Source organism: Ralstonia sp. TCR112, from assembly GCF_007997035.1.
Taxonomy (GTDB): domain Bacteria; phylum Pseudomonadota; class Gammaproteobacteria; order Burkholderiales; family Burkholderiaceae; genus Ralstonia; species Ralstonia edaphi.
On sequence record NZ_VOSS01000053.1, the window covers coordinates 13,733 to 36,646 of the forward strand.

A 22,914-nucleotide genomic window follows, 5' to 3' on the forward strand; every position below is an offset into this window, starting at 1 on the left:
CATGCAACAGACGACCGTTCATTTCGCCCACACGCCGCACGACATCACCTCGCGCAGCAGCGCGCCCGTCACCATCGACGAAGCCAAGTGCATTGCCGACAAGGGCTGCACCGTGTGTGTCGATGTCTGCCCGCTCGACCTGCTCGCCATCGACCTGACCAAAGGCAAGGCTTTCATGCAATTCGACGAATGCTGGTACTGCATGCCGTGCGAGCAGGATTGCCCGACCGGCGCGGTGAAGGTCGACATCCCGTATCTGCTGCGCTGAGGCCGCGATGACGACAACCCTCCTGGCGCGCCTGCACGACGCGGACGCCGCCACCCGCCGCGTCGCCCTCCTCCAGCTTGCCGATGCGGAAGACGCCGACGCGCTGCCCGATGTGATTGCGCTGCTGGCGCAGGACCCGGCGCCGGAAATCCGGCTGGAAGCCGCGCGCATCCTGGCGACCTGGGAACAGCCGGACACCGTGGCCGCCCTTGCCCGTGCACTGGAAGACGTGGATGGCACCGTACGTGACGCGGCGGCAATCGGCCTGGCGGATTTGAAATCGCCCGACTCGGCGCCCGCGCTGTTGCCTTACGTCGACCATGCCAGCGCCTTTGTGCGCGCCGCCGCGTTGCGCGGGTTGCGTGAGCTTCGCGTGCCCGAGAGCGAAGCGCCCGCGCTGCACGCGCTGCAAGACGCTAACGCCGCCGTACGCCGCGAGGCCGTTGCGGTGCTCGGCTGGCGCAAGCATGTGGGTGCATTGCCCGCGCTGGCGGAACGCGCACGTCATGACGCAGATGTCGACGTGCGCCGTGCCGCAGTCGGCGCCCTCGGCCTCGCCACCGATGCCGCTGTGCTGCCCGCGCTGCTCGCTGCGCTGCATGACACCGCCTGGCGCGTGCGCGAGGAGAGTGCCAGCACGCTCGGCAAGTTGCGGGCGCTTGCTCCCGATGCGCGTGTCACGCAGGCGTTGGTCGAGGCGCTGGCCGACGCGTATTGGCAAGTCCGCTTGCAGGCCGCCCGGGCGCTCGGCCGGTGGCGCGCTGCGCATGCCGTCGATGCGCTCGCCGCGCTGCTCACGCACCCGATCAGCAATCTGCGCAAGGAAGCCGCGCTCGCCTTGGGCGAAATCGGCGAAGCCTCTGCCCTGCCCGCCCTGCGCAGCGCAGAAACCGACGGCGACCCGGAAGTCGTCAAGGCGGTGCGGATTGCCTTGGCACAAATCGAGAGCGCCCGTGCAACCCCCTGAGCGCATCGACAACGACGTCGCACAGGGCCGGCTGCGGCTGCACTGGGCAGACGCCGTGGTCGCACTCGACCACGCCGCATTGCGCGAGGCGTGCCGCTGCGCGGAGTGCCAGTTCAAGCGCCATCACGGCACGCCGATCAACGTGCCGGCCGCCGTGCGCGTCACCACCATCGCGCCCGCGGGTTACGGCGTGCAACTGGTGTTCAGTGATGGCCATGCGCGCGGCATCTATCCGTGGGCGTATCTGGCGGAGCTTGCCGCTACTGCAGCACCGGGCTGACGTTGGCGGCGTCTATGCACATGCAATCTTGTTCGTTCCTTCGCGCGTGCGCGGTCCGTAGCATCGACCGCACAACACCTGACTCGCTGGAGGAATCATGCAAACCCAGTCGCCCCATACCGCCGCATCGTTTGGCCGACGACGCTGGCTTGCCGCGCTGCTGGGCGCCGGCCTCGCCCTGAGCGCAGGGCTCACCCAAGCCGCAGACCCGGCCGGCACGGTGCGCGTCGGCTTTCAGAAAGCGGGGCTGCTGGCCGTGCTGAAAGCGCAAGGCTCACTCGACAAACCGCTGGCCGAGCTTGGCTACAAGGTGGAATGGAAGGAATTCCCTGCCGGGCCGCAACTGCTGGAGGCACTCAACACGGGCAGCATTGACTTCGGCTACACCGGCGCGCGCCGGCCGTGTTTGCGCAGGCTGCAGGCGCGCGCCTTGTCTACGTGGGGGCCGAGCCCGGCGGCAAGACCAACGAGGCGCTGTTCGTGCTGGACAGCTCACCCGCGCACAGCGTGGCGGACCTTAAAGGTAAGCGCATTGCACTGCAGAAGGGCTCCAGCTCCAACTATCTGCTAGTGCAACTGCTTCGGCGCGCCAACCTCACGGTGCAGGACATTCAGCCGATCTACCTGCCGCCGGCCGAGGCGCGGGCCGCCCTCGAGAGCGGCGCGGTCGATGCGTGGGTCGTATGGGATCCGTATTACGCGCTGGCACAGAAGGCGTTGAAGACGCGCACGCTGGGTGATTTCAGCGAGTTGCCGGTGTTCAACTTCTACGAAGCCACCCCGGAATTCGTGAAGACGCATCCGCGCGCGGTCAACGCCATCCTGGCCCAGTTGCGTACGGCGGGGCTATGGGTGAATCAGCATCCGCAGGAGACTGCCGCCCTGCTGGCGCCCAAGCTCGGCATCGAACAGCCCGTTGTCGAAACCTGGCTGCGCCGCGTGCCCTACGGCGTCACGCCGGTCACACCGCAGATCGTGGCTTCGCAGCAGCAGATTGCAGACCTGTTCCTGCAGCAGAAGCTGATTCCGAAACCGGTGAACATGCAAAGCGCTGTCTGGCAGGCGAGCTTCCCTGTAGCTGGATTGTGAGCCGCTAGCGGCCGCGCGCGGTGCGGCACCCGTGAACGGCCTCTCATCGGTCAGAAATTGCCGAAGCGGCCAATCCACGCGGCGGCGCCTTTGCTATGCCCCTTGATTGCCGCGTCCAGTTCAGCGCGAGTCAGCCCATTGGGCAACGCGTCCGGCGCCAGATCCGTCGCGATCAGCACAAAGACGTAGTGGTGCATGCCCGTGCCCTTGGGCGGACACGGCCCCAGATACGCCGGCTTGTCGATGGCGTTCTGGCCCATGCGCAAGGCACTGCCCGTGCCGGCGCCTTCCGGCAGGCTCGTCTGCGTAGCGGGAATGCCGTAAGCCATCCAGTGGTTCACGCCCAGGCCGCCTGCGCCCTGCGGGTCGGTGGCAATCAGAACGAGGCTGCTGGTGCCGGCCGGAACGTTCGACCAGTGCAGCGGCGGCGAGACGTTGTCGCCCGTGCAATTGGCGTTGGCGGGGTTCTTCCCGGCGTATTTGCGGTCCATGACGCCGTTGTCGGCAAAGGCGGGCGATTCGACGGTGAACGTGGTATCGGCCTGCGCATGCACCTGCGGCACGGCAGACAGGCACGCCAGCGACAACAACGCGCGAAACAAGGTGGGTTTCAAGGCGGGTCTCCTCACAGGGAAAACAGCGAACGGGCACCACAATACGCGAATGCGCCGCGCCTGCGCACAGGCATCGCCACACAGATCCCCGTCAGATTGCCGTGCGACAATACCGCGCCCCAGCACGCGCGTTTGCCGCGCGCTTTTGCCCGACCTGACCATAGGAGAACCGGACGCATGTTCGGCGATATCACGCGTTTTCTGCTCGACACGATCTTCTCGCTCTTTGGCGCGGCTCTGCTGCTGCGCGCCTGGACGCAAGCGGTGCGGCTGTCACCGCGCAATCCGCTGTCGCAGGCCATCTTCCAGCTGACCGGCTGGCTGGTGCACCCGCTGCGCCGGGTGATTCCGGCCACGGGCTATATCGACTGGTCGTCGCTGGTGGCGGCTTACCTCACGGCGCTTGTCTATCTGTTCCTGCTGCTCGCCTCGGTGGGCTTGAGCCCGGTGGCGCTTGTGCCGATGGGCTTTGTGGCCGCGCTGTTCACCGTGCTGAAGTGGGCGTTCAACGTGCTGGTGTGGGTGACCATTGCGTCGGCCGTGCTGTCGTGGATGGGGCCGGCGTCGCCCATGGGCGCGGTGCTCAATACGCTGGTCGACCCGCTCTTGCGCCCGATCCGTCGCGTGGTGCCGCCGCTGGGCGGGCGCCTCGATCTGTCTCCGCTGATCCTGCTGGTGATCGCGCAGGTGATCGTGATCGCGCTGTCGCATCTTTCGCTGTCACCGCTGTTCATGTGAGCGCGGCACGCGCTTTGCTCAACTGAGGGATATGCCGGCCGCTGCATCTGGCCGGCGACTCAGGAGGACATCATGAATGCATGGAAGACAGCGCTGATATGCGCACTTGCCGCGCTGGCGCCCACGCTCACGGCGTGTACGGCCGGTGGCGCGGTGGCAGGCGGTGTGGCCGGCCACGAAATGACGCACAGCACGGCCGGGACGATCGGGGGTGCCGCAGCCGGCGCCGTCATCGGCCACGAGCTGAGCAAGTAAGCAACACACCACAGCGGCTGACCAGCCGCTTTTTTTCTTTTCAGGCTTGCGCAAACAAGGCGCGGTAAGCGCTGGGCGACGTGTGATACGTCCGGCTGAAATGCTGCCGCAGCGATACCGCGCTGCCAAATCCCGCCAGTTGCGCAATCGCTTCGACCGGCTGGCGCGTGGTCTCCAGCATGCGCTGCGCATAGGCCAGACGCTGCCCCAGCAACCATTGACCGACGGTGGTTCCCGTCAGCTCACGGAAGCGCCGCGTGAAATTGCGTCGGCTCATGGCCGCGCGCTCGGCGAGCGAATCGAGCGAATGCGGCAGCGCCAGGTTGGTCACGGTCCAGTTCAGCAGATCCGACAGGCGGTCGCCGCCCGGGGCATCATGCAGCGGTTGCTCGATGTACTGCGCCTGGCCGCCCTGCCGGTGCGGCGCAACCACCAGCCGCCGTGCAATGCGGTTGGCCACCTCCGCACCATGCCAACGGCGCACGAGATGCAGGCAGCAGTCCAGCCCAGCGGCCGTGCCTGCGGAGGTCACAAGACGGCCGTGCGCCGCGTCCAGATAGAGCACATCCGGCACCAGCTTCACACGCGGGTAGCGCTGCGAAAACGCATCGGCGGCGCTCCAATGCGTCGTCGCCTCATGGCCGTCGAGCACGCCCGCTTCGGCCAGCACAAACGCGCCCAGGCACAGCCCGACCACCGTTGCACCGCGCGCGTAGGCATCGCGCACCGCATTCACCATGGCTGCGGGGGGCCGCTCGTCCGTATCACGCCATGACGGCACGATCAGCACGTCGGCGCGGGCGGCATCTTCGAGTGTGAAATCCGTCTGCACGGCAAACCCCGCCGTGGTGCGCAGGCCGCCCTTCCTCGCGGGCTCGCCGGCGCAGATCCGCAGGTTGTAGGACGGCAGTCCTGCCCAGACGCGGTCTTCAAACACAAGACATGGCACGGACAGGTGAAACGGGCTGATGTCGTTGAATGCCAGAACGGCGATTTCCTGGGGCTGCAGCGTTTGCATACGGGCTCCGCGCTTTGGCCCGATTCTTTCGATAAACGTCTTCCGGGCCACTGTCGGGAAGGATAGCCATCCGCCAAGATGCTGTCCACGGGCTCACGCAAATGCCCGATCCAACCGACCTTGAGGAGTCAGCCATGACCACGAACAACGCCCCGAAGCGCGCCTTGATCGTCATCGATGTCCAGAACGAATATTTCACCGGCGGCCTGCCGATCGAGTATCCGGACCCGCAGCAGACCGTCGCCAACATCGGTGTCGCCATGGATGCGGCACGCGAGGCGGGCATTCCGGTGATCGTCGTGCAGCAGACCTCGCCGGCTAGTTCTCCGCTGTTTGCCATCGACACCGACGGCTGGCAACTGCACCCGGTGGTGGCATCACGCCCGCATGACCACTATCTGCGCAAGCTGCTGCCCAGCGCCTATCCGGAGACGGACCTGGCGCAATGGCTGGAAGCGCGTGGCATCGATACGCTCACCGTGGTCGGCTACATGACGCACAACTGCGATGCGTCGACGATCAATCACGCCCTGCACAACGGCACGGCGGTGGAGTTCCTGCATGACGCGTCGGGCGCGGTGCCGTATCAAAACCAGGCCGGCTTTGCGAGCGCGGAAGAGATCCACCGCGTGTTCAGCGTGGTGCTGCAATCGCGCTTTGCGGCGGTGATGTCGACCCAGGAATGGGTGCACAGCGTGAAGACCGGTGCGGCGCCGGTGCGCGACAACATCTACAAGTCGAATCAACGGGCGCGCGGGCTGCTCAAGGACCAGGTGGCACAGCAGGCAGCGTGACCGTTCAGCCGGCCGCGGCCTCGTCGGCCGGCAGAAACCCGCGGAACGACACTTCCACCTGCTCCACCATCGACGCCGATGTGGCTTCGCGCAGGGCCGCCAGCAATGCATCGAACGCGCTTTCCACTGAGGCGCGGTCGGTGGCCTCCACCAGGCGCTGGCGGATCGGATGCTCGGCCGAGCTGAATGTGCGCGCCGCAATGTCCATGAGATACATGCGCGCCGCCGCCAGCGAACGCTTGCGCGCCGGTCCAGCCGGCTTGGGTGTCGCAGGCTGCGGCGCGTCCACTTGAACGAAGACGGGCTCACCGGCTGCATCGGTTGCGCGCTGAATGAAGCCTGCGTGCATCAGCTCGAACACGGCCTGCGCTTCGAGGCCGAGCTGGCCGGCACGTACGGCAAGGTCCTCGCCCGTGACTTGCCCGTCCACCATGATGAGCAACGCGCGGCTTGAACGGCTGAGCGCGCCCCCGCGCGTGGCGATTTCACGTCGCCCTGCGTCAGTCTTTTCGAATCGTGCAGACAACCCCTGCATGGCAGCCCCCGTCTTCCCCCGAAGATCGGCACAACATAGGGCGGGTTGTTTGCAGAATCGTGAAACCGCAAGCCCTCCCCCACCAACCGGGGGAGCGGCAAACGCTTGCGCTCAGGCAAGTGTCAGCAACTCCAAACACCCTTTCCGAAAGCAGGGCTGATAACACTCGCTATTGCCTGCGCCTTCTTCCGGCTCTACCATGCGTTGTTACCGGTACCAAAATTCCATCCCAGGCTTCCGGAAAGCGCCGCACCGATTCCCCGCAGAGGGAACCCTGTTCCACATAACAACCGAGACACCATGCCCGCCCAACCTCCACGCCGACTGCGCAGCCAGCTCTGGTTCGACGACCCGAGCCACGCAGACATGACCGCCCTCTACGTCGAACGCTTCATGAACTACGGCCTGACGCGCGAAGAGTTGCAGTCGGGCCGGCCGATCATCGGGATCGCGCAGACGGGAAGCGATCTGGCGCCATGCAACCGGCACCACATTGAGCTGGCGCAGCGGGTGAAGGCCGGCATACGCGACGCGGGCGGCATTCCGATGGAGTTTCCGGTTCACCCGCTGGCCGAGCAGAGCCGCCGGCCGACCGCCGCGCTCGATCGCAATCTGGCCTATCTCGGCCTGGTCGAGATCCTGCACGGCTTCCCGCTCGACGGCGTTGTGCTGACCACCGGGTGCGACAAGACCACGCCCGCCTGCCTGATGGCCGCCGCCACGGTGGACCTGCCGGCCATCGTCCTGTCTGGCGGGCCGATGCTTGACGGCTGGCACGAAGGCAAACGGGTCGGCTCCGGCACCGTCATCTGGCATGCGCGCAACCGGCTGGCTGCCGGCGACATCGACTACGAAGGCTTCATGGAGCTGACCACCGCGTCGTCGCCGTCGATCGGCCACTGCAACACGATGGGCACGGCGCTGTCGATGAACAGCCTGGCCGAAGCGCTGGGCATGTCGCTGCCAGGGTGCGCCAGCATTCCGGCGGCGTATCGCGAGCGCGGGCAGATGGCCTATGCCACCGGCAAGCGCATCGTCGACCTCGTGCGTGAAGACATCCGCCCCTCGACGATCATGACGCGCGCGGCATTCGAGAACGCCATCATGGTGGCTTCGGCGCTTGGTGCGTCGACCAACTGCCCGCCGCACCTCATCGCAATCGCGCGCCACATGGGCGTGGAACTGAGCCTTGAAGACTGGCAACGCCACGGAGAATCGGTGCCGCTGCTGGTGAACTGCATGCCGGCCGGCGAATATCTGGGGGAGAGCTTTCACCGCTCCGGCGGCGTGCCCGCCGTGTTGCGCCAGTTGGACGCGGGCGGGTTGCTGCGGCGCGATTGCCGCACCGTGTCTGGCCGCACGATCGGCGCGATTGCCGATGCCGCGCCCGACGCCGACCGCGATGTCATCTTCCCTGTGGACGCGCCGCTCAAGCATCGCGCGGGCTTCATCGTCCTGTCGGGCAATTTCTTTGACAGCGCCATCATGAAAATGTCAGTGGTAGGCGAGGCATTCCGGCAGACCTACCTGAGCGAGCCCGGCGCGGAAAACGTCTTCGAGACGCGCGCAATCGTCTTCGATGGCCCAGAGGACTATCACGCCCGCATCAACGATCCGGCGCTGGCGATTGACGAGCGCTGCATCCTCGTCATCCGCGGCTGCGGAACGGTCGGTTATCCGGGCAGCGCGGAGGTTGTCAACATGGCGCCGCCGGCGGCACTGGTCAAGCAGGGGATCGAATCGCTGCCGTGCATGGGCGATGGCCGGCAGAGCGGCACATCGGCGAGCCCCTCCATTTTGAACATGTCGCCCGAGGCGGCGGCGGGTGGCGGCCTGGCGCTACTGCGCACGGGCGATCGGATTCGTGTGGACCTCAACGCGCGCAAGGTCGACGTATTGGTCGACGCGGAAGAGCTTGAGCGCCGGCGTGAAACCGCAACGTTCAGCGTGCCGCAGTCGCAAACGCCTTGGCAGGAAATCTATCGGCAGTTTGTCGGGCAGCTTTCGACGGGCGGATGCCTGGAGCCGGCAACGCTGTATCTGAACGTGATCGAGACGCGCGGCAATCCGCGGCACTCGCATTGACGGCGCGCATGAAGCAGCCCGCTATGCGCTCTCGCGTTCGACCACGCTGAAGTCGATGCGCGAGAGCTTGGGTGCGCCCGTGGCCTCGCCAACGCCCAGCGCATCGAGCAAGACCTCGCCCGTGCGCAGGCCGATGCCGTAAGCATCGACGGAAATCGTCGTGATGGTCGGATGGCAGCACCACGCGACTTCAAAGTTGCCGAAGCCCGCAACGGCAATGTCGCCGGGCACGGACATGCCGCGCCGGTGGCATTCCATGATGGCGCCGAATGCGGACATGTCGCTCACGCACATTACGGCATCGGTATCGGGCCACGCTTCCAGCAAAGCGGCCATCGCGGGGCCGCCGTGGCTCATGGTGATGGGTGATTCGCCCAGGCGGATCACGCGCGGCTCGCCCAGGCCAAGCGCCTTGATTCCGCTGACGTATCCACGCATGCGGTCGGTGCCGCGCCGGTCCAGCTCGCTTGCGCCGCACAGGAAGCCGATGCGCCGGTAGCCCCGTTTGTGCAGGTGATGCACCATCGCGAGCGATGCCTTGGCGTTCGAGAACCCGACCGCCCTGTCGATCGGGCGCTCAGGCAGATCCCACATCTCCACGATCGGGATCCCGGCGCGCTCCAGCAGCGCGCGCGTGCCTGCACTGTGGTGGCGTCCGGTCAAGGCAATGCCACGCGGCTGATGGCGCAGCAGCGACTTCACCAGCGCCTCCTCCTGATCGAGGTGGTAGTCGGTATCACCCAGCAGCAGTTGCAGACCATGCGGCGCAAGCGCATCGCTGAGCCCGCGCACGGTATCGGCAAAGTTGGAACTGGCCAGCGAAGGCACCAGGGCGGCGACGAATTCCGATCGACCGCTGGACAGCATCCCGCCGCGGCCGTGGCAACGTAGCCGAGCGCGTCGATGGCCTCCTGCACGCGCGCGCGGGTTTCTGGCGACACGCTGCCGCCTGCCAGCACCCGTGACACGGTCATCTTCGACACGCCGGCAACGCGCGCAACATCGGCCATGCGAGGAGGAGTGGTGCCGGTGGTCATGAGAAACGCGTACGCGCCAAGGGAAGGAGGAAACAAAAAAGAGGAGTGGCGATCATAGCGGAACCGGCCACGCAGCAGCCCGCCGCTATGCCTGCGCGAGCGCGCGGCCGATGCGGTCCGCCATGCCTGCAACACCAACGACGAGGCGCTTCTCCCGGCGGGCGTCCAATCGGCTGACCGGCACGCTGGAACTCACCGCAACGCGCTTGCCGAGCGGCGTCACACCTACAAACGCCGCAAAGCAGGCCAGCCCCGCCACCACCTCCTCGCGCTCCGTCGCCAGGCCCCGCACGCGAATGCGCTCAAGCTCATCGAGCAAATCGGCGCGGCGCGTGGTGGTGCGCTCCGTCATGGCGGCAAGACGCGCCGGCAGCAGCGCACACACCGCTTCGTCATCGAGGCTCGCCAGCAGCGCTTTGCCGAGCGCGCAGCAATGGGCCGGCAGGCGCAGGCCAACGTCCGATACTAGGCGAACCGGCCGCGGCGCATCCTCCCGGGCGATATAGACGACCTCCGTGCCGTCAAGCACGGCAAGCTGCACGACTTCGTTGTGCGTGGCCACGAAGGCGGCGGATTCGCGCCGGAACGCGGCCAGCAAGCTGTCGTGGCGGAAATAGGCGTTGCCCAGCTCAAACAACGTCAAGCCGATCAGGTAGCCCTCGGCCCGCTTCTCGATCCAGCGGCGCTTTTCGAGCGACTCCAGCAGCAGGTACAACGTGCTTCTGGACATACCCGTCGCCTGCGCCAACGCCGCTGGCCGCACAGGAGACGTCGCCGCGCAGAGTATCTCCAGCACGTCGTGAATGCGCTTGAGCGCTGGCACCTCATAGTCTGTCTTCACTGAAAACCTGCCCTGTTCATGAGTGGCTAGATTGTCCAACAGGTTGGAAATTGCGTCACGTTGTTGGACACCCTGCGTCGCCCTCTCTACGATCACGCGGATTCCCTGGCAACAGGGGTGTCCAATTGACGGAGCGCACATGACCGACATCGCCAACTACTTGCCGCACGATCTTGAGCATGCAACGCTCGTCGGTCGGGTATGGCGCAGAACGGCCAACGGCGGGGGGCCATCCGTCGTGGTAGTACGCAACGGTGTCGTGTTCGACATCACGGAAGCCGTGCCGACCGTGTCAGACCTGTTCGAGCATCCCGACGCACTGGCCGTCGCCCGGCAGGCACCCGGGGAAAACCTGGGCCGCGTCGAAGCACTCATCGCGCGCTCCATGGCCGCCGATCGTGCAAGCAACGCGCCCACCCTGCTCGCCCCGAATGATCTGCAGGCGATCAAGGCCTGCGGCGTGACGTTCGCAGTCAGCCTGATCGAACGTGTGATCGAAGAACAGGCCGGCGGCGACCCGGCCAAGGCGCGCGACGTGCGCGAATCCATTGTCGGCGTGGTGGGCTCCGATTTCTCGAAGATCAAGCCCGGCTCCGATGCCGCCATGCGGCTCAAGGAAGAACTGCAGCGCCGGGGCGCGTGGTCGCAATACATGGAAGTCGGCATCGGCCCCGATGCGGAAGTGTTCTCCAAATCGCAGCCGATGTCGCAGTCGGGTTCGGGGCCGATGTGGGCCTGCATCCGGCCTCGCGCTGGAACAACCCGGAGCCCGAGATCGTGCTGGCGGTCAGCAGCGCCGGGCATGTCGTGGGAGCGGCGCTCGGCAACGACGTGAACCTGCGCGACATCGAAGGGCGCTCGGCGCTGCTGCTGGGCAAATGCAAGGACAACAACGGCTCCTGCGCCATCGGCCCGTTCGTGCGCCTGTTTGACGAGCACTTCACGATCGACACGATTCGCACGACGCAGGTATCGCTGCGCGTTGAGGGCGCCGACGACGGCTTCGTGCTCGACGGCGTGAGCCATATGAGCGAGATCAGCCGTGACCCGCTCGACCTCGTCGCCCAGACCTGTGGGCCGCACCATCAGTATCCGGACGGCTTCATGCTGTTCCTCGGCACGATGTTCTCGCCGATCAAGGACCGCGACGCGCCGGGCGCCGGCTTTACGCACCACCTCGGCGACCGCGTGACGATCAGCGCCCCACCCCTCGGCGCGCTGGTCAACACGGTCCGCCTGTCGACGGAGATCGCACCGTGGACGTTCGGTGTGCGCGCCCTGTATCGCAACCTGGCGGCACGCGGGCTCGTCCGTCAGGACTGATCGGTCTTCGCTGCGGAAAAGTCCACGGCACATTCCGTGGACGGGAGCCCCTTGACCGGCGCGCGAAACGCGAACAAGCCGCCGGCAAGCGGCTCCTTCTCCAACGCCTGTTCCATCAGGCCCTTTCGTGCGGTGGTTGCATAGACGGTCTGCAAGTCGTCGCCGCCGAACGCGAGCTTGGTGATGTTGGAACACGGAAAGGCGACGCGCCCGACGCATCGGCCGTCCGGTGAGAACCGCTCGATCCGGCCTCCGCCAAACAACGCGATCCACACGCACCCTTCTTCATCGACAGCCATGCCGTCGGGGTAGCCGGCGCCTTCGATTGTGGTGAAGACGCGCTTGCGTTCCAGGCTGCCGTCGTCCCCGAGGTCGAAGGCGTAAACCACGCGCTGCAAGGTATCTGTGTGATACAGCGTGCGACCGTCCGGGCTCGCGGTCGGGCCGTTCGTGATGACGTAGCCCGAATCGCGCACGCTGAGCCGGCCATCCCGACCGACGCGGTAGAGCTGCCCGCTCGCCTCGCGCTCCCCATCGTCCATCGAGCCGAACCACAGCGCCCCGGTGCGATCGACATAGCCGTCGTTCAGGCGGTTTCCCGGCCGATCGGTTTCGACGGGCAGCATGCGGCTGAAGGTACCGCTTGCGAAATCGAACCGGTAGAGACCGCCCTGCACGCCGCAGACCCAGCTGCCGTCAACGCAGGGCAGCGCAAAGCCGATCTGGCCGGGCGCGACCCAACTGCGGCGCACATCGGTATCCGGGTCATAGCGATAGAGCCGCCGGCCCTTGATATCGACAAAGACCACGCAGCGCGACGCGGCGTGCCACACCGCGCCTTCCCCCAGCGTGGCACCGATGCGCCAGACGCATTCCGGATTGATGGGCGCGATCATCCGCCGTACCACCCGCCATCGACAAAGTATTCGCGCGCCGTGCAGCGGGCAGCGTCGTCCGATGCAAGAAACAGCGCCATGCGCGCCACGTGTTCCGGCTCGACGCGTTCGTGCAGGCATTGTTCGCCCAGCAGCTTGGCTTCGCTTTCGGGCGATTGCCAGAGCGCCATCTGACGCGGCGTGCGCACCGCGCCGGGCACGATGCAATTGACGCGAATGCCGAACCCGCCCAGATCGCGCGCTAGACCACGCGTCAGGCCCTCAATGCCGGCCTTGGCCGTCATGTAGATGGCGAGGTCCGGCTGGGCCAGGTGCCACGAGATGGACCCGAGGTTCAGGATCACGCCGTGCCCTTGCTTCTTCATGCCGGGCAGCACGGCTTGCGCGCAGAAAAACTGATGGCGCAGGTTCACCTCGATGCGGTTGTCCCAATACGCCGGCGTCACGGTTCCGATCTGATGGCGGTCATCGTTCGCGGCGTTGTTGATCAGGACGTCGATGGCACCGGTGTCGGCCTCGATGGCCGCGAACGTGGCGTTGAGCGCGTCGATATCGCGCAAGTCGCAGTGGCGGAAGACCGGCGGATGCACGCATTCGCCCAGCGATGTCGCCAGCGCTTCGGAGTCAGCCCGCGCGATATCCAGAAACGTCACGCGCGCCCCCTGTTTCGCGAAGCCTTCAACGATGGCCGCGCCAATGCCGCTGCCGCCGCCGGTAATCACAACGTTCTTGTTAACGAGGCTCGGATAGATTGCATAAGACATAGGAGATTCCAGTTACAGCAAAAGAGGTAAAACCGATAGCGCAACCTCAGCGGCGGCCGGAGCGCGAGATGACATCGACCCAGACGGCCAGCACGAGAATCCCGCCCTTGACGATCATCTGCCAGTAGGCGTCGACGTCGAGCATCGACATGCCGTTGTCGAGGCTGGCCATGACCAGCGCGCCGACCAGCGCGCCGTACACGGTGCCTGCGCCGCCGCGCATGGAAGTGCCGCCGATGAAGCAGGCCGCAATGGCATCCAGCTCGCCCATGGTCCCGGCGGACGGTGAACCCGCCGCAAGACGCGCCGTATTGACGATGCCGGCAAACGCACACATCAGGCCCATGAGCCCGAAGATGGCAAGCTTCACGCGATCGGTGTTGATGCCCGACAGGCGCGTGGCCTCGAGGTTTGAACCCACGGAATAGATACGGCGGCCGAACACCGTCTGGCTGGCGATCCAAGAAAAAATACCGAGCAACGCCAGCACGAGCAGAACGGGCACCGGAATGCCGCCATAGCTATTGAGCGTGGCGACAAACGCGACGATGACCGCACCCGCCACGACAAGCTTGGCGACGTCCTGCCAGAGCGGTGCAACGTCGAGTTCATAACGGCGATGCTCACGCCGCTGCCGGATCACCACGAAGATCAACAGGCAGAAGATCAGCACCGCCATCAGGTCGCCCACGCGGCGCGGCAGGTAGCCCTGCCCGATCAGCACGAAGCTGTCCGAGACCGGCGCAACGGTTGAGCCATGTGTGAGGCCCAGCAGGATGCCGCGATACGCGAGCATGCCGCCCAGGCCGACGATGAATGACGGCACGCCGCGGTAGGTCGACCACCATCCGTTGAACAGGCCCATGCCCACGCCGAGCAGCAGCACCACGGGCACCGTCGCCGTGATCGGCCAGCCCAATCCTTGATCCAGAATGGCCGCCACGCCGCCGAGCAAGCCGAGCAGCGATCCGACGGAAAGATCGATCTCGCCCGCGATGATGACGAACACCATCCCGCAGGCCAGCATCCCCGTGATCGACATCTGGCGCAGCAGGTTGGACAGATTGCGCGGCGAGGTGAATGCGCCGTTGGTCAGCATCGAAAAGAACAGCCAGATCGCGGCCACGGCGATCAGCAACGCCAGGATCTTGTAGCGTGCGAACAGTTGCCTCAGGCGCTGGCTTGCCTTGAACGTATTGCGCGAATCGCCGACCCCGCCGGCGGCTTGTGGGCTGGTTTGAGAAGTCATGCGTGACCTGCCTGATGGAAAGTGGGTGCGTGCCTGGGTGTGTGCCGGACTGGCTGAATGGCGGCGGTCAGAATGTGTTCCTGCGTCAGTCCGTCGTTCACGAAATCGCCGCGCAGTTCACCCTCGCCGATCACGAGCACGCGGTCTGAAATGCCAAGCACTTCGGGCAGCTCCGACGAAATCACGATGATGGCCATGCCACGCTTAGCCAAGTCACCGATCAGCTTGTAGATCTCGTACTTGGCGCCGACGTCCACGCCGCGGGTTGGCTCATCCAGAATCAGGACGCGCGGCTCCGTGAGCAACATTCGGGTGAGGACCGCCTTCTGCTGATTGCCGCCCGACAGGCTGGCAATGGGAAGCATCGGATGCGCGGCACGCACGGCAAGCCGCCGCATCTCCTTGCGGATCGTGTCGAGTTCGGCCGCGCCGTCAATGCGTCCGAGACGCGAGAAACGCTGAAGGACGGCCAGCGTGATGTTGTGCCCAACGCTCATCAGCGAAACGATGCCGTGACGTTTGCGGTCTTCAGGCACCATCGCGATGCCCGCACGAATGGCGTCAAGCGGCGCGCGGACTTTCAGCGGTTTGCCGTCAAGTACAAGCTCCACTTCACTGGCACCTTCATACGCGCCAAACACTGCCTGCATCAGCTCGGTGCGCCCCGCCCCGACCAGCCCCGCCACGCCAAGAATTTCGCCACGCCGCACGGCGAACGACACATCGTCGACACGCTTGCGCCCCGGGTTGTTCACGTCGTAGCACGTCACATTGCGCGCCTCGAAAACCACCTCCCCGATGGGATGCGGTTCACGCGGAAACAGCTGTGTAATCTCGCGCCCGACCATCTGCGCGATGATGCGGTCGGTGCTCAGGTCGCGCATCGGCGCGGTGGACACATGGCGGCCGTCACGGATGACGGTGACCGTGTCGCACACCGCCTCCACCTCGTCGAGCTTGTGCGAGATATAGACGCACGCAATGCCGCGCGCCTTCAGGTCACGCACGATATCGAGCAGGATGCGCGTCTCCGCCGCCGTGAGCGATGACGATGGCTCGTCAAGAATCAGCAGCTTGGCGCGCTTGTTGAGCGCCTTGGCGATTTCGATCAGCTGCTGGTGGCCGCCGCCGTAGTGCATCACGGGCAACGCCACGTTGATGCCCTGGATGTTCAGGTCGCGCAGCAGCTTGTCGGCGCCCTGATACATGGCCGCGTAGTTCATGCGCGCCGGGCAGCGTGATTTCGTTGCCGAGATAGATGTTCTCGGCCACCGACAGCTCCGGCACCAGCATCAGTTCCTGATGGATGATGACGATGCCGGCGCGCTCCGTGTCGCGAATACCGCTGGCCTGGAGCGGCCGGCCTTCCCAAAGGATTTCTCCATCCCAGGTACCGCTCGGGTACACACCCGAGAGCACCTTCATGAGCGTTGACTTTCCGGCGCCGTTCTCGCCGCACAGCCCCACACACTCGCCCGGCCTCACGACCAGGTTGATACCGTCAAGCGCCTTCACACCGTCAAACGTCTTGACGATGCCGCGCATCTGCAACAGTGGTTCAGACATGCCCCGTCCTTGAGGTACGAACGCGGCCGGCGATGCAGCGTTGGCTCATCGCCGGCACAAAGCGGCCCTGACTGCTCGACCTTACTGGCCGCCGATCTGCGCCTGCGTGTAGAAGCCGTCTTTCACCACCAGGTTGACGTTGTCCTTCGTGAGCTGGGTGGGCTGCAGCAGCACCGTGTCGACCTTCTTCTTGCCGTTGTCGTACTGTGCATTGAACTTGGGCTTGTCGCCCTTGGCGAGCGCCACCGAAAGCTGCGCGGCCTCGGTGGCAATCAGCTTGAGCGGCTTGTAGACCGTCATCGTCTGCGTGCCGGCAATCACACGCTTGACGGCAGCAAGGTCGGCATCCTGCCCCGACACCGGCACCTTGCCGGCCAGCTTCTGCGCAGCCAGCGCCTGGATCGCGCCCCCGGCCGTGCCGTCGTTGGAGGCGACCACGGCGTCGATCTTGTTGTTGTTCGCCGTCAGCGCGTTTTCAACGATACCCAGCGCTGCAGAGGCGCTCCACTCCGGCACCCATTGCGAGCCGACCACTTTGATGTCGCCGCGGTCGATGGCCGGCTGCAGCACCTTCAACTGGCCCTGCCGCAGCATCTTCGCGTTGTTGTCCGTCGCGCGCCGCCCAGCAGGAAGTAATTGCCCTTCGGGCGCACGTTGTAAACGCCCTGCGCTTGCAGCTCGCCCACCTTCTCGTTGTCGAACGAAATGTAGGCATCAACGTCGGCATCGAGAATCAGGCGGTCATACGACACCACCTTGATGCCGGCCTTCTTCGCTTCGGCCACCACGTTGGTCAGCGCCTTGGAGTTGAACGGCACGATAACGATCACGTCGACACCGCGCGAGATCAGGTTCTCGATCTGCGAAATCTGGCGTTGCTCGCTGGCGTCCGCCGATTGCACCGACACCTTGGCACCCAGTTTTTCCGCCGCCGCGACAAAGTAATCGCGGTCGCGCGACCAGCGCTCCACGCGCAGGTCGTCAATGCAGAAGCCGATTTCCGGATGCGCCTTGCTCGCGTGCGCCAGCGGCGCGGCCATCGACAGGCTGGCGAGCACTGCACCGCAAAAGGCGGCCCTCAGAACACAACGGCGTTGGTTCGATTTCATGTCTCACTCCATCTTCTTTTGTTGGTGGGTACCGACGTGGCGTCTGCTGCGCCGCAATAGATTTCGGCCGGCTCGACGGCAGTCGCATGGTGCATGTGCCGCCTTGGCACCGGCAATTACGAAATTGCCCAACCGCCCTAACATTTCTTGCCACCGGGCGGGCATCGTCTGACAGCGCCGCATGCAGCCCCTAGAATGTGCGGGCGAGCGGCACGCCCCAGCACCGCCGCCGTATGGCAAACCCCTGCCACCGCGAGCGCCCAACAGCCCATGCATCGTCAATTGCCCGTTCCATCGCAGCACGCGCGGATTCATCGCATTGCGCTGCTGTTCAACGCCAACAAGGTGTACGACCGCGAGATCATCGCGGGCATTGGCGACTACATGCGCTCCACCCGTGTGACATGGGATCTGTTCCTGGAAGAGGATTTCCGCTGCCGCCTGCCCGGCATCGAGCGCTTTGACGGCGACGGCATCATTGCGGATTTCGACGACCCCGCCGTCGCCGAGGCGCTACGTGGTTGCCCGCTACCGGTCGTGGCCGTCGGCTCTTCGTATGAAGACCCGGCGCACTACCCGGCAAAGGAACCTTATGTCGCCACGGACAACGGCAAGCTTGTCTCGCTCGCCTACCGACACCTGATCGAAGCGGGCCTGCAGCACTTTGCGCTGTACAGCCTGCCCCAAGCGCCCGAGAACCGCTGGGCACAGCAGCGCGAACTGGCCTTTACGCGCTTGCGCCAGCAGGACAATCCCGCCGCGCCCGTTGAGCAGGAGATTTACCGGGGCCTATCGACCAGCGCACCGACCTGGCATCAGGCGATCAGCCAGTTGATCGAATGGCTGCGCGGCTTGCCCAAGCCGATCGGCATCATTGCCGTGACGGATGCGCGGGCGCGGCATCTGCTGCAGGCGTGCATGACGGCAGGGTTCGCCGTGCCGGAAGAGATCGCCATCATCGGCATCGACAACGATCCGCTCACGCGCACGCTGAGCCGCATCCCGCTGTCATCGGTCATTCAGGGCACCGTGGAGATGGGCCGCACCGCCGCACATCTGCTGCACCAGATGCTGGGCGGCGCGCGCCTGGCGGGTCGGCAGATTCTCGTGCCACCCGTGGGCATCAATGTGCTGGCGTCGTCCCGGCACCAGCCGCTTGCCAGCCCGTATGTCATGCGGGCGCGGCACTTCATTCGGCAATACGCCTGCCAAGGGATCAAGACCGAGCAGGTCGCGGACTACGTCGGTATCTCGCGGTCATCGCTCGAAGAACACTTTCGTCGTGAATTGCATTGCACCGTGCACCAGGAAATCCTTCGCCATAAGCTCGACGCGGCCAAGCACATGCTGGCCAGCCGTGATGTCGCTACCGCCGAGGTGGCGGTGCGCTGCGGCTTTACCTCCCCGCAATACATGCATGCCGTATTCCGCCGTGAGCTGGATTGCACGCCGCGCGAATACCAGGAACGCGCCATCGCAGAGGGCCAATCATGAGCATCGCGCCCGCGCTCTCCGCACACGCGCCGCTCGACGGCGCCATCTCGTCGGCAAGGTGGGGGCACTTGCCGGACGGTGAACCGGTTCAGCTGTTCACGCTGCGCAATGCCTCGGGCATGCGCGTTTCCATCAGCGATCTAGGGGCGACGCTCGTCTCCTGGCAGGCGCCGGATCGCGGCGGGCGTCTGGGCGAGATTCTTCTCAACCATGCGACGCCTGCCGCCTACCTTGAATCGGGCGGCTATCTGGGCGGTTTGATCGGACGCTGGGCCAACCGGATAGCAGGCGCGCGCTTTACGCTCGACGGCATCGACTACGCGCTCGACCGCAATGAGGGCAACAACCTGCTCCATGGTGGGGCGAGTGGATTCCATCGGGCGCTGTGGGACACCGTAGAGCAGGACGGCGCCTTGGTCATGCGGCTCACGTCTGCCGAAGGCGATGCCGGATTCCCCGGCAATGTCGCCGTGCAGGTTCGCTATGCGCTGGACGATGACGGCACGCTGTCGATTGATTACGAAGCCCGCACCGATGCGCCCACGCCGGTCAACCTGACCAGCCACGGATATTTCAACCTGAGCGGCAAACCCGGCACCGACATCAGGGGCCACATCCTCTCGATCGATGCCGATGCCTATCTGGAAGTCGATGCCAAGCTGATCCCGACGCGAACAATGAGTGTCGCGGGAACGGCATTCGACTTTCGGCAAGGGGCGCCCATTGGCGTGCGGCTGGACTGGCCCAACGCGCAGTTGGCGCAGGCCGGCGGGTTCGACCACTGCTTCGTGCTGCGCAATACGGCGCCGGACGATCGCCCGCATGTGCGCCCGGTCGCGCGGCTGTATGACCCAGGCAGCGGCCGCGAGTTGACGGTGCTGACCGATCAGCGCGGCCTTCAGTTCTATTCCGGGCACATGCTGTCGGGCACGCACGCGCAACGCAGTGGCTTATGTCTGGAAGCGAGCGCGTTCCCGAACCAGGTCAACATGCCCGATGCGGAAGCAGTCATGCTGCGCCCGGGCCAGGTCTATCGGCAGCACACCGCATACCGCGTCTCGGTTGCCGGAGAAACCTGAACCGCGTTGAAGCGCGGCGTTGGATGTTCAATGCGCAGCTGCGGCCGCGCCGTGCATGACTTCGTGCGAGCCGCGGATGCCGTTGAACCAGGCGTTCAGCACCACGGCCACCAGCGTGCCCATCACGATGCCGCTGTGGGTGATCGGGCGCATCCAGTCCGGAAAGTGATGGAAGAAGGCCGGCGCCAGCGTCGGCATCATGCCGAAGCCGACCGACACCGCGATGATCAGGAGGTTATGGCGCTGCTGCTGGAAATCCACCATGCCCAGCATGCGGATACCGGCTGCGGCCACCATGCCGAACATCACGATGCCCGCCCCGCCCAGTACGTACTGCGGCACCGATGCCACCACACACGACAGCTTCGGAAACAGCCCCAGCACGATCAGCAGCACCCCGCCGGCGGCCGCCACGTAGCGTGAGCGCACGCCCGTGATCGACACCAGCCCGATGTTCTGCGAGAACGACGTATGCGGGAACGTGTTGAACACCCCCGCCACCACCGTCGCCAGACCATCGGCACGCAAGCCGTTGGTCAGTTCATTGCGCGAGATCGGCTTGCCGACCACGTGCGCCAGCGCGAGGAACATGCCGGTCGACTCCACCAGCGTGATCACGATCACGATGCACATTGAGATGATCGCCGACAGCTCGAACTTCGGCATGCCGAAGTAGAACGGCGTCACCAGCGTCATCAGCGGCGCGGCGCTGGCGTCGGCCAGCGACACCTTGCCGAACGCCGCCGCGACAAGCGTGCCCGTCACGATGCCCAGCAGCACGGCGATGTTGCACAGCAGAGCGTTGCCGAACTTGGTCAGCAGCAGGATCGTCACCAGCACGAGCGCGGCAATGGCCAGGCCGAACGGATCGCCAAACGCCGGGTTCGGCACCATGTGCGTCACCCCATCCACCACCTGCGGAATCGTCTGCTGGCCGCCCGCGGCCCAGTTGATGCCGACGCTCAGCAGCGAAAAACCGATCAGCATGATGACCGTGCCTGTCACCACGCGCGGGAACAGGCCGAGCAGCCGCCCCATCAGCGGCGCAACGGCAATGCCGAACACGCCGGAAACGATCGACGCCCCGAAGATGCCGGGCAGCCCCATGCCGGGCTCCACACCGATGGCAATCATGGGCGCAACCGCCGCAAACGTGACGCCCATCATGACCGGCAGGCGGATCCCGAAAATCAGGAAACCGAGCGATTGGATCAACGTGCCGATCCCGGCCGCAAACAGGTCGCAATTGACGAGATACGAAAGATCGGTCTTCGACAGGCCGAGCGCATTGCCGACAATCAGCGGCACGGCAATCGCGCCGGCATACATCACCAGCAGGTGCTGCAGGCCAAGCGCAAACAGGCGCGGCAGGGGCAGAAACTCGTTGACGGGATCGGCAACGGCGCCGGTGATTGTCGACGAAGAGGGCGAGGGTTGGCCGGGGGATTGGCGCATTGTCTGTCTCCTGGGGCCGCCCCCGTGTCAATGCCGGGAGCGTGCTTGAGGCGGATGGCGCGGGTTCCATTCGCCAGCATTCATGCGGCGTGATGCCGCGTATTTGCCGGAATCTTGGAGGGGCGCCATTTTTCTGTCAACAATTACATACGTTTTTTGTGTACATATTTTGCGTTCTGAAACGCGTGTGCGCTTGGGACACCATCCAACGCTGCTCCGCCCTAAAACAAAAAAGCAAACCGGTCAGCCGCGCGACGCATCCAGCTGCGCGGGCTCGGAATGTTCGTAGGCCTGCTGCCGCCGGAGCGTGACTAGACTGGGTCGGTCATTTTTCTACACGAGCCCATCATGACGATGATCGACGGAGCCAGCCTCGGCTACTGGAAAGCGCACGCGCCGACGCCGGAAACCACGGCCGCGCTGAACACGCTGAGGACCTTCAACGCCTCGCATCCGCTGAACGGCGGGCCCTCGCAAGTGCTCACGACCGCAAACCTGCTCGCCACGAAGACGTCCGAGCCTGGCGCCAGCGCGGCCATGGAGGCCGTCAACCGTGAGCGCGAGCAGGTCAGCGCCGCTGAGGATGCGTGCCGCACCCTGGTCGCCCAGGCGCGTGCCGGCAAGCTCGACACCGACATGCTGCGCGAGGTCCGCTCGCAGACGCAGCAGTTCCAGGACGTGGTCAACGCAGAGGCCAACAGCGGCAGCGAAGCCATCAAGACGAGTGTCCGCAACTACATGGCGGACGGCAAGCCGGCAGACTTCTTGGCCGACTTCCAAGTCGAGACCCAACGCGCGGACGACGTCAGGAACATCGTCGGCGCACAGAACAGCAGCCCCTACACGGTGATGGACACCGACAGCTATGCGCACAACACGGTTGCGCCGCTGCTGGACCAGACCCGACACGACATGCAGGCAGTCGCGCAACATCTGCCCGGCAGTCCGGAGAACAACGCCGCGCTGATCAACCTGACGCATGACCTGGACGTGCTGAAGACCACCCGGCAAACGCTCCAGCAGGATGGCGCTGCCGCCGGCAACATGCAGAACCTCGGCGGTGCCCTGCAAACGCAGGCCACGCAGCACATGACGTGGGGATTCAACCAGTTGAACCAACTGGAGCCGCTCATGCGGGACGCTACTCAAGTGCAGCGCCAGGGCGTGATCGATGTGGCGATCACGCATACGCCGAATCTGGCGGGCCTGCGTGACAACGCTCTGGCGGCCCTGAATGACGTCGAGGCGGCACACAAGAGCGTGATGGACCCATCCAACGCTGTGACCACGATCCAACAGGTGTTGGGAGGCGTGACTAACCCAACTGGCGAGGCAATGCTGCAAGCGGATATTTATTCGAGCAGTGGACTGGAAGCGCTTATCAGCGATCCTTCGTTGCGGTGGTCGCGCTGATAAGTCCGACGATAAGAGATGCAGGGATCGGCGCGAAAACCGGAA

Annotated in this window: 19 protein-coding genes and 5 pseudogenes; 12 read left to right on the forward strand and 12 right to left on the reverse strand. The window is 65.2% G+C overall.

Going from position 1 to position 22,914, the window contains the following annotated elements:
* Position 1: 1 nt before the first annotated feature.
* The 4 genes and pseudogenes from FUT88_RS14930 to FUT88_RS14945 all read left to right on the forward strand — a co-directional run bounded on the left by FUT88_RS14930 (position 2) and on the right by FUT88_RS14945 (position 2,604).
* Positions 2-268 (forward strand): ferredoxin family protein, encoded by a 267-nt coding sequence (locus tag FUT88_RS14930; protein ID WP_147216272.1) that lies wholly within the window; start codon positions 2-4, stop codon positions 266-268.
* Between the two features lie 7 nt (positions 269-275).
* On the forward strand, positions 276-1,235 hold the full coding sequence (locus tag FUT88_RS14935) for a HEAT repeat domain-containing protein (protein WP_147216274.1): 960 nt from the start codon (positions 276-278) through the stop codon (positions 1,233-1,235).
* Entirely contained in the window at positions 1,222-1,515 is a 294-nt protein-coding gene (locus FUT88_RS14940; protein ID WP_147216276.1) for a DUF971 domain-containing protein, read from the forward strand. The genes FUT88_RS14935 and FUT88_RS14940 overlap by 14 nt, the downstream gene beginning before the upstream one ends.
* A gap of 97 nt (positions 1,516-1,612) precedes the next feature.
* Positions 1,613-2,604 (forward strand): annotated as a pseudogene (locus FUT88_RS14945) (aliphatic sulfonate ABC transporter substrate-binding protein).
* A 50-nt stretch (positions 2,605-2,654) separates the two neighbouring features.
* On the opposite strand, the gene FUT88_RS14950 reads toward FUT88_RS14945, so the two are convergent.
* Complete coding sequence (locus tag FUT88_RS14950) at positions 2,655-3,218, reverse strand: YbhB/YbcL family Raf kinase inhibitor-like protein (RefSeq protein WP_147216278.1); 564 nt, start codon at positions 3,216-3,218, stop codon at positions 2,655-2,657.
* A gap of 177 nt (positions 3,219-3,395) precedes the next feature.
* On the opposite strand from FUT88_RS14950, the gene FUT88_RS14955 reads away from it, so the two are divergent.
* Together FUT88_RS14955 and FUT88_RS14960 are read left to right on the forward strand one after the other, a co-directional pair.
* Positions 3,396-3,956: a YggT family protein gene (locus tag FUT88_RS14955; protein WP_065854340.1), complete on the forward strand. Its 561-nt coding sequence runs from the start codon at positions 3,396-3,398 to the stop codon at positions 3,954-3,956.
* 72 nt (positions 3,957-4,028) lie between these two features.
* On the forward strand, positions 4,029-4,211 hold the full coding sequence (locus FUT88_RS14960; RefSeq protein WP_027679263.1) for a glycine zipper 2TM domain-containing protein: 183 nt from the start codon (positions 4,029-4,031) through the stop codon (positions 4,209-4,211).
* Positions 4,212-4,251: 40 nt separating this feature from the next.
* Here the strand turns inward: FUT88_RS14960 and FUT88_RS14965 are convergent, their stop codons facing one another.
* The gene (locus tag FUT88_RS14965; RefSeq protein WP_147216280.1) at positions 4,252-5,229 is read right to left on the reverse strand and encodes a GlxA family transcriptional regulator; all 978 of its coding nucleotides are present in this window, start codon (positions 5,227-5,229) and stop codon (positions 4,252-4,254) included.
* 134 nt (positions 5,230-5,363) lie between these two features.
* Here FUT88_RS14965 and FUT88_RS14970 point away from each other — a divergent pair, with 134 nt between their 5' ends.
* The gene (locus tag FUT88_RS14970) at positions 5,364-6,023 is read left to right on the forward strand and encodes a cysteine hydrolase family protein (RefSeq protein WP_147216282.1); all 660 of its coding nucleotides are present in this window, start codon (positions 5,364-5,366) and stop codon (positions 6,021-6,023) included.
* 4 nt (positions 6,024-6,027) lie between these two features.
* On the opposite strand, the gene FUT88_RS14975 is transcribed toward FUT88_RS14970, so the two are convergent.
* Positions 6,028-6,558: a hypothetical protein gene (locus FUT88_RS14975; protein ID WP_147216284.1), complete on the reverse strand. Its 531-nt coding sequence runs from the start codon at positions 6,556-6,558 to the stop codon at positions 6,028-6,030.
* A gap of 300 nt (positions 6,559-6,858) precedes the next feature.
* On the opposite strand from FUT88_RS14975, the gene FUT88_RS14980 reads away from it, so the two are divergent.
* Complete coding sequence (locus FUT88_RS14980) at positions 6,859-8,643, forward strand: IlvD/Edd family dehydratase (protein WP_147216285.1); 1,785 nt, start codon at positions 6,859-6,861, stop codon at positions 8,641-8,643.
* 21 nt (positions 8,644-8,664) lie between these two features.
* Here FUT88_RS14980 and FUT88_RS14985 read toward each other — a convergent pair.
* Positions 8,665-9,653: pseudogene (locus FUT88_RS14985) on the reverse strand (LacI family DNA-binding transcriptional regulator).
* A gap of 112 nt (positions 9,654-9,765) precedes the next feature.
* Positions 9,766-10,521, reverse strand: coding sequence for an IclR family transcriptional regulator (locus FUT88_RS14990; RefSeq protein ID WP_147216287.1), 756 nt, complete (start codon positions 10,519-10,521; stop codon positions 9,766-9,768).
* A gap of 139 nt (positions 10,522-10,660) precedes the next feature.
* Here FUT88_RS14990 and FUT88_RS14995 point away from each other — a divergent pair.
* Positions 10,661-11,844: pseudogene (locus tag FUT88_RS14995) on the forward strand (fumarylacetoacetate hydrolase family protein).
* Here the strand turns inward: FUT88_RS14995 and FUT88_RS15000 are convergent.
* The 6 genes and pseudogenes from FUT88_RS15000 to xylF form a co-directional block, all read right to left on the reverse strand.
* Positions 11,835-12,740 (reverse strand): SMP-30/gluconolactonase/LRE family protein, encoded by a 906-nt coding sequence (locus tag FUT88_RS15000; RefSeq protein WP_147216289.1) that lies wholly within the window; start codon positions 12,738-12,740, stop codon positions 11,835-11,837. The pseudogene FUT88_RS14995 and the gene FUT88_RS15000 overlap by 10 nt on opposite strands.
* Positions 12,737-13,504, reverse strand: a complete 768-nt coding sequence (locus FUT88_RS15005; RefSeq protein ID WP_147216291.1) for an SDR family NAD(P)-dependent oxidoreductase — start codon at positions 13,502-13,504, stop codon at positions 12,737-12,739. Before FUT88_RS15005 ends, FUT88_RS15000 begins: the two co-directional genes overlap by 4 nt.
* 46 nt (positions 13,505-13,550) lie before the next feature.
* Positions 13,551-14,753 carry a sugar ABC transporter permease gene (locus FUT88_RS15010; RefSeq protein ID WP_147216293.1) on the reverse strand — a complete coding sequence of 401 codons (1,203 nt, stop codon included), beginning with the start codon at positions 14,751-14,753 and terminating at the stop codon, positions 13,551-13,553.
* A complete protein-coding gene (locus tag FUT88_RS27185) occupies positions 14,750-15,637 on the reverse strand; it encodes an ATP-binding cassette domain-containing protein (RefSeq protein WP_410003884.1) in 888 nt (295 codons plus the stop codon). The genes FUT88_RS15010 and FUT88_RS27185 overlap by 4 nt, the downstream gene beginning before the upstream one ends.
* Before the next feature lie 225 nt (positions 15,638-15,862).
* A pseudogene (locus tag FUT88_RS27190) lies at positions 15,863-16,319 on the reverse strand (ATP-binding cassette domain-containing protein); the annotation flags it as partial.
* 81 nt (positions 16,320-16,400) lie between these two features.
* Positions 16,401-17,428, reverse strand: a pseudogene (xylF, locus tag FUT88_RS15020) (D-xylose ABC transporter substrate-binding protein).
* Positions 17,429-17,698: 270 nt separating this feature from the next.
* Between xylF and FUT88_RS15025 the strand changes: the two are divergent.
* Both FUT88_RS15025 and FUT88_RS15030 read left to right on the forward strand, forming a co-directional pair.
* Positions 17,699-18,922 (forward strand): XylR family transcriptional regulator, encoded by a 1,224-nt coding sequence (locus FUT88_RS15025; RefSeq protein WP_147216295.1) that lies wholly within the window; start codon positions 17,699-17,701, stop codon positions 18,920-18,922.
* Positions 18,919-20,001, forward strand: a complete 1,083-nt coding sequence (locus FUT88_RS15030) for an aldose epimerase family protein (protein WP_147216296.1) — start codon at positions 18,919-18,921, stop codon at positions 19,999-20,001. Before FUT88_RS15025 ends, FUT88_RS15030 begins: the two co-directional genes overlap by 4 nt.
* Before the next feature lie 27 nt (positions 20,002-20,028).
* On the opposite strand, the gene FUT88_RS15035 is transcribed toward FUT88_RS15030, so the two are convergent.
* Entirely contained in the window at positions 20,029-21,456 is a 1,428-nt protein-coding gene (locus tag FUT88_RS15035) for a nucleobase:cation symporter-2 family protein (protein ID WP_147216298.1), read from the reverse strand.
* A 348-nt stretch (positions 21,457-21,804) separates the two neighbouring features.
* On the opposite strand from FUT88_RS15035, the gene FUT88_RS15040 reads away from it, so the two are divergent.
* Positions 21,805-22,869 carry a hypothetical protein gene (locus FUT88_RS15040; RefSeq protein ID WP_147216300.1) on the forward strand — a complete coding sequence of 355 codons (1,065 nt, stop codon included), beginning with the start codon at positions 21,805-21,807 and terminating at the stop codon, positions 22,867-22,869.
* Positions 22,870-22,914 lie beyond the last annotated feature (45 nt).